The organism is Micromonospora profundi, from assembly GCF_011927785.1.
Classification (GTDB): domain Bacteria; phylum Actinomycetota; class Actinomycetes; order Mycobacteriales; family Micromonosporaceae; genus Micromonospora; species Micromonospora profundi.
On record NZ_JAATJK010000001.1, the window covers coordinates 821,907 to 840,962 of the forward strand.

General features: G+C 69.5%; 5 protein-coding genes. 1 reads left to right on the plus strand and 4 read right to left on the minus strand.

Annotated features, from left to right (window positions below; genetic code table 11):
* Positions 1–16: 16 nt before the first annotated feature.
* Positions 17–5,758 (minus strand): non-ribosomal peptide synthetase, encoded by a 5,742-nt coding sequence (locus tag F4558_RS03825; RefSeq protein WP_167943226.1) that lies wholly within the window; start codon positions 5,756–5,758, stop codon positions 17–19.
* Positions 5,755–10,566 carry a non-ribosomal peptide synthetase gene (locus F4558_RS03830; protein ID WP_167943227.1) on the minus strand — a complete coding sequence of 1,604 codons (4,812 nt, stop codon included), beginning with the start codon at positions 10,564–10,566 and terminating at the stop codon, positions 5,755–5,757. The genes F4558_RS03825 and F4558_RS03830 overlap by 4 nt, the downstream gene beginning before the upstream one ends.
* Before the next feature lie 177 nt (positions 10,567–10,743).
* Here F4558_RS03830 and F4558_RS03835 point away from each other — a divergent pair, with 177 nt between their 5' ends.
* On the plus strand, positions 10,744–12,522 hold the full coding sequence (locus F4558_RS03835; RefSeq protein WP_231640150.1) for a carbamoyltransferase family protein: 1,779 nt from the start codon (positions 10,744–10,746) through the stop codon (positions 12,520–12,522).
* A gap of 6 nt (positions 12,523–12,528) precedes the next feature.
* Here F4558_RS03835 and F4558_RS03840 read toward each other — a convergent pair whose 3' ends face one another.
* Both F4558_RS03840 and F4558_RS03845 read right to left on the minus strand, forming a co-directional pair.
* Positions 12,529–14,400 carry a non-ribosomal peptide synthetase gene (locus tag F4558_RS03840; RefSeq protein WP_167943228.1) on the minus strand — a complete coding sequence of 624 codons (1,872 nt, stop codon included), beginning with the start codon at positions 14,398–14,400 and terminating at the stop codon, positions 12,529–12,531.
* Positions 14,401–14,402: 2 nt separating this feature from the next.
* Positions 14,403–19,055, minus strand: a complete 4,653-nt coding sequence (locus F4558_RS03845) for a non-ribosomal peptide synthetase (RefSeq protein ID WP_167943229.1) — start codon at positions 19,053–19,055, stop codon at positions 14,403–14,405.
* Position 19,056 lies beyond the last annotated feature (1 nt).

The following is a 19,056-nucleotide window of genomic DNA, read 5'->3' on the forward strand; positions in this document are numbered from 1 at the left end:
CGGTGGATCCAACGAACTATGAGTCGGGCAGGGCCGGCGTCGGTCCACCGGGAGTCGGGACCGGCGCGCCGAGGGCGTCGCGTACCGCTGTGGCGAGCGCGGCCAGGTGCGGTGGCCGCAGCATCGTGTAGTGGTCGCCGGGCACGGTCCGGCGATCAAGCCGGGGGCAGAGCGCCTGCCAGGTCACGTCGTCGTCCGACCCGTCCGCCCCGTCGGCGGTCCGGATCAGCGTCACCGGCCCGTCGTACCGGCGCGGCCGGTGGGTGTGCAGCGCTGCGACGTTGGTGGTGAAGGCCCGCATCCGCAACCGCACCTCGTCGCGCAGCCCGTCGGGTACGAGACCGGCCTTGTCCAACACGTCGAGGGCTGCCTCTTCCAACGCATCCCGGTCCAGCCCTTCGAGCGTTCGCGGGTCGACGTCGGAAAGCGTCACGTCGGCAAGGCCAGCCAGGTCGTACACGAACGACGACAGCGTGGACAGGTCGTCCGGTGGTTGCGGGTCGTTCGACAGACCCGGGTCCAGCAGGACGACGGCGCCGACCGGGTCGCCCGCGTCGGCGAACTGTCGCGCCATCTCCAGAGCGATGACCCCGCCGAGCGACCAGCCGCCCACGTGGTACGGCCCGTCTGGCTGCACCTGCCGGATCAGGTCCACGTACGTCGCGGCCCGTGCGGCCAGGTCGCCGACCGCCTCGGCGTGGCGCAGCGCGGGATCCTCGATGGCGTGTACCGGCTGGTCGTCGCCGAGCGTGCCCGCCAGTTGGGCGTAGCTGGTCACCGACCCGCCGGACGGGTGCACCAGGAACAACGGTGGCCGCCCGGTCGCCTGGTGCAGCGTGACGAGGCCGTTGCCGGCGTACCCGGCAGTGTCCGCGTCCCCGGCCCGGTCGACAACGGCGGCCAGGCGTTCAAGCGTGGGGTCGGCGAACAACGCGTGGGGGTGAAGGGTCACGCCAGCCCGGTCGCGGATGCGGGCGACCAACTGCGTGACGTGCAGGGAGTTGCCGCCGAGGTCGAAGAAGTTGTCGGTGGTGCTGATCTGGTCGATGTTGAGGAGGTTTTGCCAGGTGGTGGCGAGCCACTGTTCGGTGGGGGTGGTGGGTGCGATGTGTTCGGTGGTTGTTGGTGTGGGTTCGGGTAGGCGGGTGGTGTCGAGTTTGCCGTTGGGGGTCAGTGGTAGTTCGGGAAGTGTGATGAGGGTGGTGGGGACCATGTAGGTGGGGAGGCGGTCGACCAGGTACCCGCGTACGTGGTCGAGGTCCGTGGCGGTGACGCTGGCGCCCTGCCCGACCAGATAACCGACGAGACGGTCGTTGTCGTGCAGCACGACCGCGCACTGCCGCACCGCGGGGTGCCCCGCCAGAGCGTGCTCGACCTCGCCGAGCTCGATGCGCTGGCCGCGCAGTTTGACCTGCCGGTCGATACGGCCGAGGTACTCCAGGAGCCCGTCGGAGCGCCAGCGGACGAGGTCGCCGCTGGCGTACATGCGCTGTCCGGGTCGGTCGCCGTACGGGTCGGCCAGGAACCGCTCGGCGGTCAACGAGGGCCTGTCGAGGTAACCGTGGGCGACGCCCAACCCAGCGATGAACAGCTGACCGGGTACGCCGATCGGAGCTGGGCGCAGGCGGCTGTCCAGCACGTACGTCCGGTGGTCGGCAAGGGCTGAGCCGATCGGGGGCCGGCCCTCCAGCGGTGCGTCGAAGAGGTGGTCCGTGCACACCACAGTCGTCTCGGTCGGGCCGTAGGAGTTGTGGAGTTCGAGACCGGGCCGGGCCCAGCGGTTGACCAGCTCGGCACTGAGCGCCTCACTGCCGATGTCCAGCGCCCGCAGTGCGCTGCCGGCCAGCCGCCGCGGATCGAGGTGGGACAGGAACGCAGGCGGGAGATAGGCGACGGTGACCTGCTCCTCGCACAGGAAGGTGGTGAACGCGTCCGGGTCGGAGATCACGTCCAGCGGCGCGCCGACGACGGTGCCGCCGCCGAGCAGGGTGGCGAAGCTCTCGAACACGCTCATGTCGAAAGCCGGGTTGGCCACCAGCGGGACGCGATCGGCAGGCGTGACCGCGAAGAGGGCAACCGCGTTCTCGCAGTACCCGTAGGCCGACCGGTGCGAGACGAGGACGCCCTTGGGTGTCCCCGTGGAACCTGAGGTGTAGATGAGGTAGGCGACGTCGTCGGGTCGTACCTCGATGGCCGGGGGCGTGTCCGGCCGGGCCGCGATGGCGGCGACACGCTGCGGATCGTCCAGGCACCAGTGCGGTGGGCGGGCCGGTGCCAGCTCGGCCAGGTCGCTACGGGTCAGGACGAGCGCGGCCTTCGTGTCGTCGACCTGGAACTCCAGCCGCGCGGCCGGATGCTGGGGGTCCAGCGGCATCCACGCGGCACCCGCCTTCAGCACCGCCAGTTGGGCCACCAGGAGGTCGAGCCCGCGATGGAGCAGCAGCGCCACCACCTCGCCTGGCCGGACCCCGGCCCCGGCAAGGGCGTGGGCCAACCGGTTGGACCGCTGGTCGAGCTCCCGGTAGGTGAGCTGGCCCGCCGCCGGGCCACGGAACCGGATCGCCACCGCGTCCGGGTCGGCTCCGGCCAGCACGTGGTGCAGCAGACAGGGCGCGCGCCGGGCGGTGACCGGGCGGCGCGGGGAACTCCACTCCTGCAGAACCTGGCGGCGTTCCTCGCGGGACATCAGCTCGACGTCGTGGGCGCCGACGGTGTCGGGGTCGGCGATCCCGTCGGCCAGCGCCGCGGTGAAGTGGTCGATGAGCCTGTCGATCCGGTCGGCGTCGAACAACTCGGTCGAGTACTCCACCGAGATGGACAGCCCACCGTCGGCCTGCTCGGTCACGTCGAAGCTGATATCGAACCGGGCGTAATCGCCAGCGATGTCGATCGGCTCCACGCCGACCGCGCCGAGCCTGAGGTCCTCCCCGCTCTCACCCCTGGCCATGTCCGCCGGCTGCAGGGTCAGACAGATCTGGAAGAGGGGGTTGCGGCCGGGGATGCGGTCGGGTTGGAGGGTGTCGACGATGAGGCTGAAGGGGATGTCTTGGTGGGTGGTGGCGTTGAGGATGGTGTCGTGGCAGCGGTGGATGAGTTGGGTGAAGGTGGGGTTGTTGTCGAGGTTGGTGCGGAGGACGACGGTGTTGGCGAAGTAGCCGACGAGGGGTTCGATGTCGGTGTGGGTGCGGCCGGAGAGGATGGAGCCGATGGGTAGGTCGGTTTGTCCTGTGTAGCGGTGTAGCACGGTGAGTAGTGCGGCGTGGTGGATGGCGAGGAAGGATACGTGGTTGGTGCGGGCGTAGCGGTGCGCTGCCGACGTGAGGTCGTGGGGCAGAAGCCGGTCGACGCGGGCCCCGGCACCGGTGGGGTGGGCCGGTCGGGGTCGGTCGGTGGGGAACTCGATGGTGGGCAGGTCGGCCAGTGTGGTGCGCCAGTGGTCGAGTTGTCGGGTGAATTCGTCGTCGTCGAGGCGGGCGCGCTGCCAGGCCGCGTGGTCGGCGGGCTGGATGTTCGGCTCGGGCAGCTCGGGTAGCGGGTTCTCGGCGGTGAGGCCGGTTTCCGCGGCGTAGAGGCTGGTGAGTTCGGTGGTGAGGATTCCCACCGACCAGCCGTCGGCGACGATGTGGTGCACCACGAGCACGAGAACGTGGTCGTCCGGCGCTATGCGGGCCAGCGCGGTGCGGAACACGGGCCCGGTCGCCAGGCCCAGTCGGCGGTTGACCTGTTCGGTGACCCACGTGTCGACGCTGTCGGCCGGGATGTCGACGACTGTCATCGGTCGGTCGGCCGGTGGGGGGTCGATGATTTGGCGGGGTAGGCCGTTGTGTTCGACGAAGCGGGTGCGGAGGGCTTCGTGTCGGGTGGTGAGGGTGTGGAGGGCGCGGTGTAGGGCGGTGGTGTTCAGGGTGCCGTGTAGTCGTAGTGCGACGGGGATGTGGTAGACGGTCGAGTTGGGGTCGAGTTGTTGTTCGAACCAGAGTCCTTCTTGTTGGCGGGTGCAGGCCAGGGGTTCTCCGCGGGGTATGGGTTTGATTGGTGTGCTGGTGGTGGTGGGTGCGGTGTGGTCGAGGTGGTTGGCGAGTTGGTGTAGGACGGGGTTGGCGAATAGTTCGCGTGGGGGGAGTTCGGTGTGGAGTTGGTCGCGGATGCGGGCGGCGAGTTGGGTGCCTAGGAGGGAGTTGCCGCCGAGGTCGAAGAAGTTGTCGGTGGTGCTGATCTGGTCGATGTTGAGCAGGTTTTGCCAGGTGTCGGCGAGCCATTGTTCGGTGTGGGTGGTGGGTGCGATGTGTTCGGTGGCTGTTGGTGTGGGTTCGGGTAGGCGGGTGGTGTCGAGTTTGCCGTTGGGGGTCAGTGGTAGTTCGGGAAGTGTGATGAGGGTGGTGGGGACCATGTAGGTGGGGAGGCGGTCGGCGAGGTGGCGGCGGAGGTGGTTGAGGTCGGGTTGTCCGGTGAGGTAGGCGACGAGTTGGGTGTCGTTGTGGACCTGGACGGTGCATTGGCGTACGTCGGGGTGTTGGGCGATGGTGTGTTCGATCTCGCCGAGTTCGACGCGTTGGCCGCGGAGCTGGACTTGTCGGTCGCGGCGTCCGAGGTATTCGAGGGTGCCGTCGGTTCGCCAGCGGGCGAGGTCACCGGTGGCGTACATGCGGTGCCCGGGTGGGCCGTACGGGTCGGCCAGGAAGCTACGCGCGGTCATCCCCGGCCGGTTGTGATAGCCGTAGGCGACACCGGTGCCGGCGATGTGGAGTTCTCCGGCGACGCCGATCGGCGTCGGACGCAGCCGACGGTCCAACACGTAGGCGCGGTGGCCCGGCATCGGAACACCGATCGGAGTCGAACCGCGCACCGGCGTCTCGGAGCAGACGTAGTCGGTGACCACGACCGTCGTCTCGGTGGGCCCGTACGAGTTGTGCAGCCGGAAGCCGGCCCACACCCACCGGTTGGCCTGCGCGACAGGTAGCGCCTCCCCGGCGCTGAACGCTCCGCGCAGCGCGGAGCCGACCAGACGCGCCGGGTCGAGCAGCCCCAACAACGCGGGCGGCAGGTAGGCAAGCGTGATGCGCTCGTCCTCAAGCAGACCGGTGAGCGCCTCGGGGTCGACGATGACCTCCCTCGGTGCGCTGACCAATGTAGCCCCGGCGAGCCAGGTCGCGTAGTAGTCGAAGATGCTGGCGTCGAAGGCCGGGTTGGCCACCTGGGCGACCCGGTCGTCCGGTGTGCTGGCGAACTGCGCGACAGCGTTGCGGCAGTACGCGTACGCGTTGCGGTGCGGGACCAGGATGCCCTTGGGTGTGCCGGTGGAGCCGGAGGTGTAGAGCAGGTACGCCGGATCCTCCGGGCGGACGTCGACATCGGGTGGGTCCGGTTCGCTGGTGACCGCGGGCGGCTCCGGTTGGTCCAGTTGCCAGAGCGGCGCGTCCTCCGGCGCGAGCGGAGTCAGGTCGGTGGTCGTCAATACCAGCCAGGCGTCGGCGTCCCTCGTCTGGTACGCAAGCCTCGCCGGTGGCAGCTGCGGGTCCAGCATGGACCACGCGGCGCCGGCCTTCATCACCGCCAGTTCGGCCACCGGCAGGTGCAGGCCCCGGTCGAGCAGCAGCCCGACGATGTGCCCCGGGCCGATGCCGTGCCTGCGCAGCCTCTGGGCCAGCCGGGATGATCGCCGGTCCAGCTCGCCGTAGCTGAGTTCGGCGCCCTGGAATCGGATCGCCACCCGTTCCGGGTCATGACCCGCCAGTACGCCGTGCAACAGACCCTTCATGCGGTACCCCACGGGGACTGACCGTCCGCGTCCTGGCTGAGCATCGGGTTCAAGGAGTACAGGATGTGGTCCCGCTCGGCGTCGGTGAGGATGTCGATCTCTTCGACGGGTTGTTCGGGTTGGGTGAGTCCGTTGGTGAGTGCGGTGGTGTAGTGGTCGAGGAGTCGGTTGATGCGGTCGGTGTCGAAGAGTTCGGTGGAGTATTCGGTGGCGATGGTGTGGTGGCCGTCGGGTGTTTCTTCGATGTCGATGGCGAGGTCGAAGCGGGCGTTGCCGGTGGTGGCGTTGACGGGGTCGGCGGTGAGGGTGCCGAGGGTGATGGTGTTTGTGGTGGTGGCGGGTTGGAGGGTGAGGCTGATTTGGAAGAGGGGGTTGCGGCCGGGGATGCGGTCGGGTTGGAGGGTGTCGACGATGAGGCTGAAGGGGATGTCTTGGTGGGTGGTGGCGTTGAGGATGGTGTCGTGGCAGCGGTGGATGAGTTGGGTGAAGGTGGGGTTGTTGTCGAGGTTGGTGCGGAGGACGACGGTGTTGGCGAAGTAGCCGACGAGGGGTTCGATGTCGGTGTGGGTGCGGCCGGAGAGGATGGAGCCGATGGGTAGGTCGGTTTGTCCTGTGTAGCGGTGTAGCACGGTGAGTAGTGCGGCGTGGTGGATGGCGAGCAGGGATACGTGGTTGGTGCGGGCGTAGCGGTGCGCGGCTGTGGTGAGGTCGTGGGGTAGGGGTCGGCTGGTCCAGGCTCCGGCGCCGGTGGGGTGAGCGGGGCGGGGTCGGTCGGTGGGGAACTCGATGGTGGGCAGGTCGGCCAGCGTGGTGTGCCAGTGGTCGAGTTGTCGGGTGAATTCGTCGTCGTCGAGGCGGGCGCGCTGCCAGGCTGCGTGGTCGGCGGGTTGCACGGTCAGCTTGGGTAGCGGGGCGTCGGTGGTGGAGCCGGTTTCCGCGGCGTAGAGGCTGGTGAGTTCGGTGGTGAGGATTCCCACCGACCAGCCGTCGGCGACGATGTGGTGCGCGACGAGGACGAGGACGTGGTCGTCGGGTGCTATGCGAGCCAGGGCGGCGCGGAACACGGGTCCGGTTGCCAGGTCGAACGGCCGGCTGACCTGTTCGGTGACCCAGGTGTTGATGGCATCGGCGGGGACCTCGACGACGGTGGGGGGTTTGTCGGAGGTCGCGGGCGGCTCGGCCGGTGGGGGGTCGATGATTTGGCGGGGTAGGCCGTTGTGTTCGACGAAGCGGGTGCGGAGGGCTTCGTGTCGGGTGGTGAGGGTGTGGAGGGCGCGGTGTAGGGCGGTGGTGTTCAGGGTGCCGTGTAGTCGTAGTGCGACGGGGATGTGGTAGACGGTCGAGTTGGGGTCGAGTTGTTGTTCGAACCAGAGTCCTTCTTGTTGGCGGGTGCAGGCCAGGGGTTCTCCGCGGGGTATGGGTTTGATTGGTGTGCTGGTGGTGGTGGGTGCGGTGTGGTCGAGGTGGTTGGCGAGTTGGTGTAGGACGGGGTTGGCGAATAGTTCGCGTGGGGGGAGTTCGGTGTGGAGTTGGTCGCGGATGCGGGCGGCGAGTTGGGTGCCTAGGAGGGAGTTGCCGCCGAGGTCGAAGAAGTTGTCGGTGGTGCTGATCTGGTCGATGTTGAGCAGGTTTTGCCAGGTGTCGGCGAGCCATTGTTCGGTGTGGGTGGTGGGTGCGATGTGTTCGGTAACCGTTGGTGTGGGTTCGGGTAGGCGGGTGGTGTCGAGTTTGCCGTTGGGGGTCAGTGGTAGTTCGGGAAGTGTGATGAGGGTGGTGGGGACCATGTAGGTGGGGAGGCGGTCGGCGAGGTGGCGGCGGAGGTGGTTGAGGTCGGGTTGTCCGGTGAGGTAGGCGACGAGTTGGGTGTCGTTGTGTAGCTGGACGGTGCATTGGCGTACGTCGGGGTGTTGGGCGATGGTGTGTTCGATCTCGCTGAGTTCGACGCGTTGGCCGCGCAGCTTGACCTGCCGATCGGTCCGGCCGAGGTACTCGATGGCCCCGTCGGAGCGCCAACGGGCGAGGTCACCGGTGGCGTACATGCGGTGCCCGGGTGGGCCGTACGGGTCGGCCAGGAAGCTACGGGCGGTCAGTCCCGGCCGGTTGTGGTAGCCGTAGGCGACACCGGTGCCAGCGATGTGGAGTTCCCCGGCGACGCCGATCGGCGTCGGCCGCAGCCGGCGATCCAACACGTAGGCGCGGATGTTGGCGATGGGCGCTCCGATGGGCACCGTGGTGGAGTCCGGTTCGCATTGCCAGGCGGTGACCTCGATGGATGCTTCGGTGGGTCCGTAGAGGTTGTGGAGTTCGATGTGGGGCCAGGTGGTGAGGAAGCGGTGTGCGGTGTCTGGTGGTAGTGCTTCGCCGCTGCAGAAGACGTGGCGGACCTGGCCGAGGGGGCCGCGGTCGGCGGTGGCGTCGAGGAAGGTTTGGAGCATGGTGGGGACGAAGTGCAGTGTGGTGACGCCCTCGTCGACGATGAGTTGGTGTAGGTAGTCGGGGTCGCGGTGGCCGCCGGGGGCGGCGAGTACGAGGGTGGCGCCGGTGGTGAGGGGCCAGAAGAATTCCCAGACGGAGACGTCGAAGCCGTAGGGCGTTTTCTGGAGCACCCGGTCGTGGGCCTGGAGGTGGTAGGTGTCTTGCATCCAGGTGATGCGGTTGTGGAGTCCGCGGTGGGGGACTGCGACGCCTTTGGGTGCGCCGGTGGAGCCGGAGGTGTAGATCAGGTATGCGGTGTCGTCGGCGGTGGTGTGGGTGTGGAGGGTGCAGTCGTCGGGGGTGCAGCCGGTGTCGTCGTTGGTGGTGTCGGTGACGTCGAGGGTGGTGGGGAACGCCTGGGTGTGGGTGCTTGTGGTGATGATCAGGGGTGGGGTGGCGTCGTGGAGCATGGCGGTGAGGCGTTCGGGGGGTAGTTCGGGGTCGAGGGGGACGTAGGCGGCTGCGGTTTTCCAGATGGCGAGCAGTGTGGTGACGAGGTGGATGCTGCGGGGGAGGCAGACGCCGACGTGGTCGCCGGGGGTGATGCCGTGGTGGTGGAGGCGGTGGGCGAGGTGGTTGGCGGTGGTGTCGAGGTCGCGGTAGGTGTGGTGGGTGCCGTCGTGGTCGATCACGGCGATGGCGTTCGGGGTGTGTTCGGCGATGCGTTCGACGAGGTGGTGCAGGGGTTCGTGGTGGTATCCGGTGGTGGTGTCGTTCCAGTCGTGTAGCACCTGGTGGCGTTCCGCGGCCGGCATGATCTCGACCTCGCGGACAGGCTGCTCGGGTTGTGCGAGTCCGTTGGCGAGTGCGGTTATGTAGTGGTCGAGGAGCCTGTCGACACGGTCGGCGTCGAAGAGTTCGGTGGAGTATTCGGCGGCGATGCTGAGCTGGCCGTCGGGTGTTTCTTCGATGCTGACCGCGATGTCGAAGCGGGCGTTTCCGGTGGTGGCGTCGACAGGTTCGGCGGTGAGCGTGCCGAGACCCGACGCGCCCCGAGCGAGGGCTGGTTGCAGGGTGAGGCTGATCTGGAACAGCGGGTTGCGGCCGGTGACGCGCTCGGGTTGGAGGCTGTCGACGATGAGGCTGAAGGGGATGTCTTGGAGTGCGGTGGCTTCCAGGACGGTGTCGTGGCAGCGGTGGATGAGTTCGGTGAAGGTGGGGTCGCTGTCGAGACGGGTGCGCAGGACGACGGTGTTGGCGAAGTAGCCGACGAGGGATTCGATGACGGTCTGGGTGCGGCCGGAGAAGACCGAGCCGATGGGTAGGTCGGTTTGTCCGGTGTAGCGGTGCAGGACGGTGAGGAGTGCGGCTTGGTGGATGGCGAGGAAGGAGACTCGGTTGTCGCGGGCGTAGCGGCGCGCGGCGGCCGTCACGTCGTCGGGCAGTGGTCGGCCTATCCAGGCTCCGGCGCCGGTGGGGTGAGCCGGGCGCGGCCGGTCGGTGGGCAGATCCAGCGTCGGTAGGTCGGCGAGGGTGGTGCGCCAGCGGTCGAGTTGGCGGGTGAATTCGTCGTCGTTGAGGCGGGCGCGTTGCCAGGCCGCGTGGTCGGCGGGTTGTACGGGCAGGTCAGGCAAGGGGTCCGCGGTGGCGGTGCCGGTCTCGACGGCGTAGAGGCGGGTGAGTTCGGTGGTGAGGATTCCCACGGACCAGCCGTCGGCGACGATGTGGTGGGCTACGAGCACGAGTACGTGGTCGTCTGGTGCTATGCGGGCCAGGGCGGTGCGGAACACGGGTCCGGTCGCCAGGTCCAGACGGTGGTTGATTTGTTTGCCGACCCAGGTGTCGATGGTGTCGGCCGGGATGCTGACCGTGGGCAGGGGAAGGTCTGCCGGTGGGGGGTCGATGATCTGGTGGGGGAGTCCGTCGTGTTCGACGAAGCGGGTGCGCAGTGCTTCGTGTCGCACTACCAGCGCGTGTAGCGATCGCCGCAGGGCGGGTTCATCCAGCACGCCGTGCAGCCGTAGTGCGACGGGGAGGTGGTAGACCGTCGACGCCGGGTCGAGTTGATGCTCGAACCACAGCCCTTCCTGCTGACGCGTACACACCAACGCTTGCCCACGCGGCACCGGCACGACTCGCTTCGCGGCCAGCGCGGCCCGCTTACGGCTGAGTCGCCGCTCCAGCTCCGCGATCTCGTCGTCGAGGTCACCCGCACCGGTACGGTCGCCGCGGTCGTGTTCAGCCGTCGTGTCGGCGGGATCGGCGGGCTCGGGTAAACCGGCGAGTTTCAGATGGCCGGCGCCGCCGTGCCCGTTGTGAACCGTCGTGCCACGCTGCGGCGGCGAGGGCTCGAAGACATCCCCAAAACCGCCGACACCCATGCTTCTACCCACCTCCGCAATCTAGGGACGACCTCTCACGGGTGTCGTGTCGCCGGAACCGGGGGCGTGGTCGGCCCGAAGATGTGCAGTGCCAGGATTCGGTGACGGTGATAGTGCCGTCGGGTCGGCGACCATCGGACTGAACGCGACGATGGGTCGCCATGACCGGCGAAGGAGTCCGAGTTGATCGTGCTCGGATACAGCGGGCTCGGCGCGAGCGCCGCATACAAGCGCAAGATCCTTCCGGGTGCCGATCCGCGGACGGAACGGATGCGCCAGGGCCTGGACTCCGCCGCCGTACTGCTGGACGACCAGGGAGGGATCGTCGCCTCCGCCCAGGAACGCCACGACGGCGACAAGGGCACCGGCGCGTTCCCCGCCGACGCGATCAAAGCCTGCCTGCGCGAAGCCGGCGCGGACCTCGCGGACATCGACGTGGTCGCGCACGGCTTCGACTACGACCCGTCCCAGGACTGGTCCGCGAACGAGAACCTCGCTGGCTGGTACCAGAACGTCTACGCGCGCGAGGTGCAGCGCGCCATGCTGACCGCCGCGTTCCCGCAACTGGCCGGCACCCCGCTGGAGCACGTGCGCCACCACCAGGCGCACGCGGCGAGCGCCTACTACCTCAGCGGCTTCGACGAGGCGCTCGTGCTGGTGGCCGACGGGATGGGCGAGCAGGAGGCCATCACCGTCTTCCACGGGGAGGGCACCGAACTGACCCCGCAGGCGTCCTACCCGGTCGGCAGCTCGCTCGGCATCCTCTACGGCGCGCTTACCCACCACCTGGGGTTCCTGTTCAACATGGACGAGTACAAGGTGATGGGGCTGGCCCCGTACGGCGACCCGGCCAGGTACGCCGCCGCCTTCCGCAGCCTGGTCCGCCTGGGCCCGAAGGGGGCCGTGCAGGTTCCGGTCATCTACGCCGACCAGTCGCACACCGACCGGGAAACCCACGGTGCGATGCTGGAGGTCGTCGCCGACCTCGTCGGCCCGGCCCGCAACCCCCGCGAGCCGATCGAGGAACGGCATCTGGACATCGCCGCCGCACTGCAGCGGCGCGTGGAGGATGCGCTCATGCACGTGCTGAGCGCTCACCTCGACCGGACCCGCTCGCGCCGGCTGTGCCTGGCTGGCGGAGTGGCGTTGAACTGCACGGCTAACGGAGCCATCGCCCGTAGCGGCCTCGTCGAGGACCTGTTCGTCCAGCCGGCTGCCGGCGACGACGGTAGCGCCCTCGGCGCGGCGCTCGTCGCGGCACGCCGCCGCCGTCCCGCGCCGCCGAAGCGCATGACGATGCCGTACTGGGGAGAGGACTGCGATCCGGAGGCGGTGGCCAGCGCGATCGGCACGCTCCCCGACGACTTCCAGGTGAGCCAGCTGGCTCAGGACGAGCTGATCGAGGCCGTCGCCGACCGTATCGTCGCGGGCGAGGTCGTGGCCTGGTGCCACGGGAGGATGGAGTTCGGGCCGCGTGCCCTCGGCAACCGCAGCATCCTCGCCGATCCCCGCTCACCCACGATGCGGGAGCACCTGAACGGCATCATCAAGCAGCGGGAGGACTTCCGGCCGTTCGCGCCGGCGGTTCTCGCGGAGGAGGCGACCACCTACTTCGACATCCCCGACCGCTGGCTGTCGGCGTACCGGCACATGCTGCTCACCGCCCCGGTACGCAGCAAGTACCGCACCGAGCTGCCGGCTGTCACGCATGTCGACGGCTCGGCGCGGGTGCAGGTCGTCGACCGTGAGCAGTCGCCACTGTTCGCCTCGCTCCTGGAGGCGATCGGCGCGCGGACGGGCATGAGCGTGGTCCTGAACACCTCGTTCAACCTGCGCGGTCAACCGATCGTGCGAACCCCGGACGACGCCGTCGCCACGTACCGCCGCTCCGACATGGACGCGTTGGCACTCGGCGACCGCCTGGTGGTGCGGGCACCCGCACCTGTCGGACCCGCCGCCGGCGCCTGACCGGGCCTACATCGCTTGCTGGGAAGCGGTCCGGCGCGCCTTTTCGGCCCGCTTCTCAGCAAGCATCCGCTCCAGCTCGGCGATCTCGACAAGGTCGTCGTCCGGCGTGCCGGCGGCCGTGGTCTCGTCGATGCGTGCGGCGAGCTGTTCCAGGGTCGGGTCCTGGAACAGGTCCCGCGGGTCGAGTTCGATGGTGAAGCGGTCCCGGACCCGGGCAGTGAGCTGCGTGGTGTGCAGGGAGTTGGCACCCAGGTCGAAGAGGGTGTCGTCGGCACCGACCCGTTCGACACCGAGGAGATCCCGCCAGGTGTCGGCGAGCCATTGCTCGGTGTCGGTACGGGGCTGGCGGTACTCCGCGGTCCGCGGTCCGGGATCGGGCAGCCGGGCCGTGTCCAGCTTGCCGTTCGGCGTCAGCGGCAGTTCGGGCAGCGTCACGTACGCCGAGGGGACCATGTTGCCAGGCAGCCGCTGGGCGAGGTGCATCCGGACCTCGCCCACTGTCACGTCGCCGACGAGGTAGGCGGCGAGGTAGCTGTTGTCCCGAAGGACGACCGCGCACTGGCGGACACCGGGGTGCTGGGTGAGGGCGTGTTCGATCTCGCCGAGCTCGATCCGCAGGCCGCGGATCTTGACCTGCCGGTCGAGACGGCCGAGGTACTCGATTACGCCGTCCCTACGCCAACGGACCCGGTCACCTGTGGCGTACATCCGCTGGCCCGGCTGGTCGTCGTACGGATCGGGAAGGAACCGCTGCGCGGTGAGCGCCGCCCGGTTGTGGTAGCCGTGCGCGATCCCCGGGCCGGCGATGAACAGTTGGCCGGGTACGCCGACGGGGACCGGTCGCAGTCGCGCGTCGAGGACGTAGGTCCGCTGGTGGGGCAGCGCGGTGCCGATGGGCGGCGGGGTGTCCAGGGGCGTGCGGGGCAGCTCGTACTGGGTGCAGAAGACAGTGGTCTCGGTCGGGCCGTACACGTTGCGCAGGTCCAGGTCCGGCCGCGCCCAGCGGTTGGCCTGCTCGGTGCCGAGGACGTCGCCGCCGGTGAACACGAGCCGCAGGGCGCCCCCGGCCACCGCGTCGGGATCGAGCAGGCCGAGGATCGCCGGCGGGATGAAGGTCAGCGTGACGCGCTCGTCGCGGAGGAAGGCGGTGAACGCGGCCGGGTCGGCGATGGTCTCGTGCGGAGCGCTGACCATCGTCCCGCCGGCGAGCAACGTCGCGAAGCAGTCGAAGATGCTGGCGTCGAAGCTCGGATTGGCTGTCTGCGCGACCCGTTCGGCAGAGGTGACCGCCAGGACTTCCACGGCGTTGCGACAGAACGCGTGGGCCGACCGGTGGGGCACCAGGACGCCCTTGGGCGTACCGGTGGACCCGGAGGTGTAGAGCAGGTAGGCAGGGTCGTCGGGGCGTACGTCGGCGTCCGGCGCGGAATCGGGGCACATCGTGAGCCGGGCGTGCTCGTGTGGGTCGTCGAGGGACCAGTACGGTGTCCGCCCGCTGATCTCCTCGGCCGTCCGGGCCAGCGCGGTGGCGGTGAGCAGGAGGGATGCCTCGGCGTCGTCGAGCTGGAAGGCGAGCCGGGCCGGCGGTAGCTGCGGGTCCAGCATCGTCCAGGCCGCGCCGGCCTTCATCACCCCCAGTTGGGCTGTCGCCAGGTGCGGTCCGCGGTTGAGCAGGAGTCCGACCACGTTGCCGGGGCCGACTCCTGCCTCGTTCAGCGCGTGGGCGAGCTGGTTGGATCGCCGATCCAGGTCGCCGTACGTCAGCTCACCGGCGGTCGGTCCCCGGTACCGCATCGCGACGCGGTCCGGATCGTGCCCGGTGACCACCTCGTGCAGCAGTCCTGCCGTGAATGCCGAGCCCGCAGCGGTGGGGTCCATCCTCACGCGCCTTCCCCGCCGGCGGCGTCCGCGACGCCGGTGACCGGCCCGCCTCGCGCCGGGTTCCAGTTGTGCAGGACCTCTCGCTGCTCGGCGTGGGACATGATCTCGACGTCCGTGGCGGGCAGGTCGGGCTCGGTGAGCCCGTGCGCGAGGGCGGTGGTGTAGTGATCGACGAGTCGTTCGATGCGGTCGGCATGGAACAGCTCGGTGGAGTACTCCACCTCCAGATCCAGCCCTCCGTCGTCGGCGTCGTCCACATTGATGGCCACGTCGAACCGCGTGTGCCCGGTGGTGGCCTCGACCGGTTCGGCGATGAACCCACCGAACTGCGGGGCTTCGTCGGCCCGCTGCGCGGGCAGTAGCGAGAGGGCGATCTGAAACAGCGGGTTGCCCCCGGCGGTACGGTCCGGTTCGAGCGTGTCCACAACGAGGCTGAAGGGCACGGCCTGGTTGGCCGTCGCGTCCAGGACGGTGTCGTGGCAGCGGCGGACCAGCTCGGCGAATGTGGGCTCGCCGTCGAGGTCGGTACGCAGGACGACGGCGTTGACGAAGTATCCGACGAGCGGTTCGAGCTCAGTCCGGGTGCGACCGGAGAACACCGAGCCGACGGGAAGGTCGCTCTGTCCGGTGTACCGGTTCAGGACCACAAGCAGGGCCGCCTGGAGGACTGCCAGGAACGACACGTGGTGGTGCAGTGCGTACGCCCGCGCACCTGCCGCGACGTCGTCGGGGATGCGCCGGCGGACGCCGGCACCCGCGCCGGTGGGGCGGGCGGGTCGCGGACGGTCGGTCGGGAAGTCGACGGTGGGCAGGTCGGCGAGCCGCGTCCGCCAGTAGCCGAGCTGCCGTTCCAGCTCTTCCCCGGTGAGCTGGCCACGCTGCCAGACGGCGTGGTCGGCCGGCTGCACTGTCAGGTCGGGAAGCCGCACCTGCTCGCCGGTGGTTCCGGCGGCGTACAGCGCGGCAAGTTCCTCGATCAGGATGCGGGCCGACAGGCCGTCGGCTATGACGTGGTGGACGACCACGACGAGGACGTGCTCGTCGGGACCGAGGCGGGCCAGTGCGACGCGGTGCAGGGGCCCGGTCGCCAGGTCCATCGGTTGGCGGATGAGGTCGGCGGCCCAGTGCTCGACCTGCTCCTGCGCCAGGTCGACGACGGGTAGCGTCAGGGCCGCCGGCGGCGGGTCGATGACCTGCCTGGGAAGGCCGTCGACCGCCACGAACCGGGTCCGGAGCGCCTCGTGCCGCACCACCAGGTCCCCCAGGGCCCGCTCCAACGCCGGCACCTGCATCGCGCCGCGCAACCGGGTCGCGAAGCCGATGTGGTACGCGGCGGACGTGCGGTCGAGTTGCTGCACGAGCCACAGGGCCTCCTGCTGGTACGTGCAGACCAGCGGGCCGTTGCGCGGAACCGGCACGATCCGATCGACGGCTGGGAGGGGCTCGGTCCTGTCCAGCAGGTCGGCGAGCTGCTCGAGGCTGGAGCTGGTGAACAGGTGGCGCGGGGCGAGTTCGATGTTGAGATGGTCGCGAATGCGGACGGTCAGCTGGGTGGCGTGCAGCGAGTTCGCGCCGAGGGCGAAGAAGTCGTCATCGACGCCGACCTGCTCGACACCGAGGAGGTCGCGCCAGGTGTCGGCGAGCCAGCGCTCGGTCTCGGTCCGGGCGCCGACAGTCTCCGCCGTCACCTGCTCGGGTTCGGGCAGGCGGGCGGTGTCGAGCTTGCCGCTGTGCGTGACCGGCAGTTCGGCGAGCGCGACCCACGCCGTCGGGGTCATGTAGGCGGGCAGCCGTTCGGCGACGTACGCCCGGAGCTTGCCCAGGTCCGCGTCGCCGACGACGTAGGCGGCGAGACGGCCCGCTTCGCGGACGGCGACGGCGCACTGGCGGATGCCGGGGTGCTGGGCGAGGACGTGTTCGATCTCGCCCAGCTCGATCCGCTGGCCGCCGATCTTGACCTGGCTGTCCTGCCGGCCGAGGTACTCCAGCACGCCGTCGGCGCGCCAGCGGGCGAGGTCTCCGGTGGCGTACATGCGCCGCCCGGGCGGACCGTACGGGTCGGGAAGGAACCGCTGTGCGGTGAGCGCCGGCTGGTGGTGGTACCCGTGGGCCAGGCCGGCTCCGGCGAGGAACAGCTGGCCGGCGATCCCGATCGGTGCCGGCCGCAGCAGGTCGTCGAGGACGTAGGTCCTGGTGTTCGCGATCGGCCGTCCGATCGGGACGGTCTCCGCGTCCGGCGTGCAGCGCCACGCGGTGACGTCGATGGACGCCTCGGTCGGCCCGTAGAGATTGTGCACCTCGACGTGCGGCCAGGTGGACATGAACCTGCGCACGGTGTCGGCGGCCAGGGCCTCACCGCTGCTGAAGACACGCCGCACGCTCGGCAGGGGGTCGGAGCCGACGGCGTCGAGGAAACTGTTCAGCATCGTGGGTACGAAGTGCAGTGTGGTGACGCCCGCGCGGTTGATCAACTCGTGCAGGTACCGGGGGTCACCGTGGCCTCCGGGCTTGGCGAGGACGAGGGTGGCCCCGGTGACCAGGGGCCAGAAGAACTCCCACACCGACACGTCGAAGCCGTACGGCGTCTTCTGGAGCACCCGGTCGTCGGCCTGAAGCCGGTAGGCGTCCTGCATCCAGGCGATCCGGTTGTGCACGCCCCGGTGCGGGACCTGCACGGCCTTCGGAGTCCCGGTCGAGCCCGAGGTGTAGAGCAGGTAGGCGGGATCGTCCAGCTCGCCGCCGCCGTCCGGCACCGTGGCCGGCTCGGCGGCAAGGGCCTGCCGCTCGGTGTCGAGCGCGATGACCGTCGGGAATGACGAGGCACGGGCGGCGTCGGTGACCACGACCGCCGGTGCGGCGTCTTCAAGCATGAAGGCCAGGCGCTGCGGCGGCAGGTCGGGCTCGAGGGGCACGTAGGCGCCGCCGGCCTTCCACGTGGCGAGCAGGGCCGTGACCAGGTCGGCACCACGCCGCAGGCAGACGCCGACACGGGTGTCCGGGCCGACGCCGACGCGGCGCAGACGGTGGGCGAGCTGGTTGGCGGCCGAGTCGAGCTGCCGATAGGTGTACGGGGTGCCGTCGTGGTCGACGACAGCGACCGCGTCGGGGGTGGCGTCGGCGGCGGCCTCCACGAGCCGGTGCAACGGTTCGGCCGGGAAGTCCACCGACGTGTCGTTCCAGGCGTGCAGCAGCTGGTGCCGTTCGCCGTCGGAGAGGTGCTCGATTCGGCTGACCGGCTGGTGCGGCTCCCTCAGGCCGTGGGCGAGGGCGGCCGTGAAGTGGGACATGAACCGGTCGATGCGGTCGCTGTCGAACAGCTCCGTGGCGTACATCACGGAGAGCTCCAGCGCGCTGCCCGGACCGTCGACCACCAGGACGTTCAGGTCGAAGCGGGTGTGGTCGCCGCTGGTGTCCAAAAGCTCAGTGGTGATGTCGCCAAGCGTCGGCACGTCGACGGCGGCTCCGGCGGGTTGCAGCGTGACGGCCACCTGGAACAGCGGGTTGCGACCGGCGACCCGCTCCGGCTGCAGAGCGTCGACCACAAGGCTGAACGGGATGTCCTGGTGGCTGGTGGCCTCCAGCACCGTGTCGTGGCAGCGACGGACGAGATCGGCGAAGCCGGGATCGCCCTCAAGGCTGGTGCGCAGCACCATCGAGTTGACGAAGAAGCCGACCAGGGGTTCGAGATCGCCCCGGTTGCGCCCGGAGAAGACCGATCCGACCGGCAGGTCCACCTGCCCCGTGTACCGGTGCAGCACTGTCAGCACCGTGGCCTGAATGAGCGCGAGGATCGACACGCCGTTGGAGCGTGCGTAGGCGCGGGCCGCGTCGGCCAGCTCGCTCGGCAGGTTACGCGACTGGAAGGCGCCGCTGCCTCGGGGCTCGGTAGGGCGGGGACGATCGGTTGGCAGGTCCACGGTGGATAGCTCAGCCAGCCGGCTACGCCAGTAGTCACGCTGACGGTCGAGCCGGTCACCGTCGAGCCAGCGGCGCTGCCAGACCGCGTGGTCGGCCGGCTGGATCGGCAGGTCGGGGAGCCGGGCCTCGGGACCACCCGTCTCGGCGGTGTAGAGCATCGACAGCTCGCCGGCCAGGACGCGCATCGACCATCCGTCACACACGATGTGGTTCACGACGAACACGAGCACGTGCTCCCGCGGGCTGACGCGGGCCAGCGACGTACGCAGCAGCGGCCCGGTCGCCAGGTCCATCGGTCGATGGATCTCGTCGGCCGTCCACTTCTCGATCCCGTCGGCGGGCAGGTCCACAACGGGGAGCGGCCGGATCCCCGGCGGCGGATCGACGACCTGCCGGGGCACGCCGCCCTCGTCCACGAACCGCGTGCGCAGGGCCTCGTGACGAACGACGAGGGCGTGCCACGCCCGCTCCAGCGCCGGTATGTCGAGGTCGCCGTGCAGCTTGAGCACGAACGGGATGTGGTACGTCGACGACAGCGGGTCCAGCTGCTGGATGAACCAGGCGCCCTCCTGCTGGTACGTGCACGGCAGCGAGCCGTCCCGCGGCACCGGGAGGATCCGGCGGGCTTGGGCGAGCCATTCCCGCTCCGCCCGCTTCTCGGCGAGCCGCCGCTCCAGATCAGCCCGCGAGGGAGCGACCTGCTCACGAAAATCGTGTGGGATCACGGAGGACATC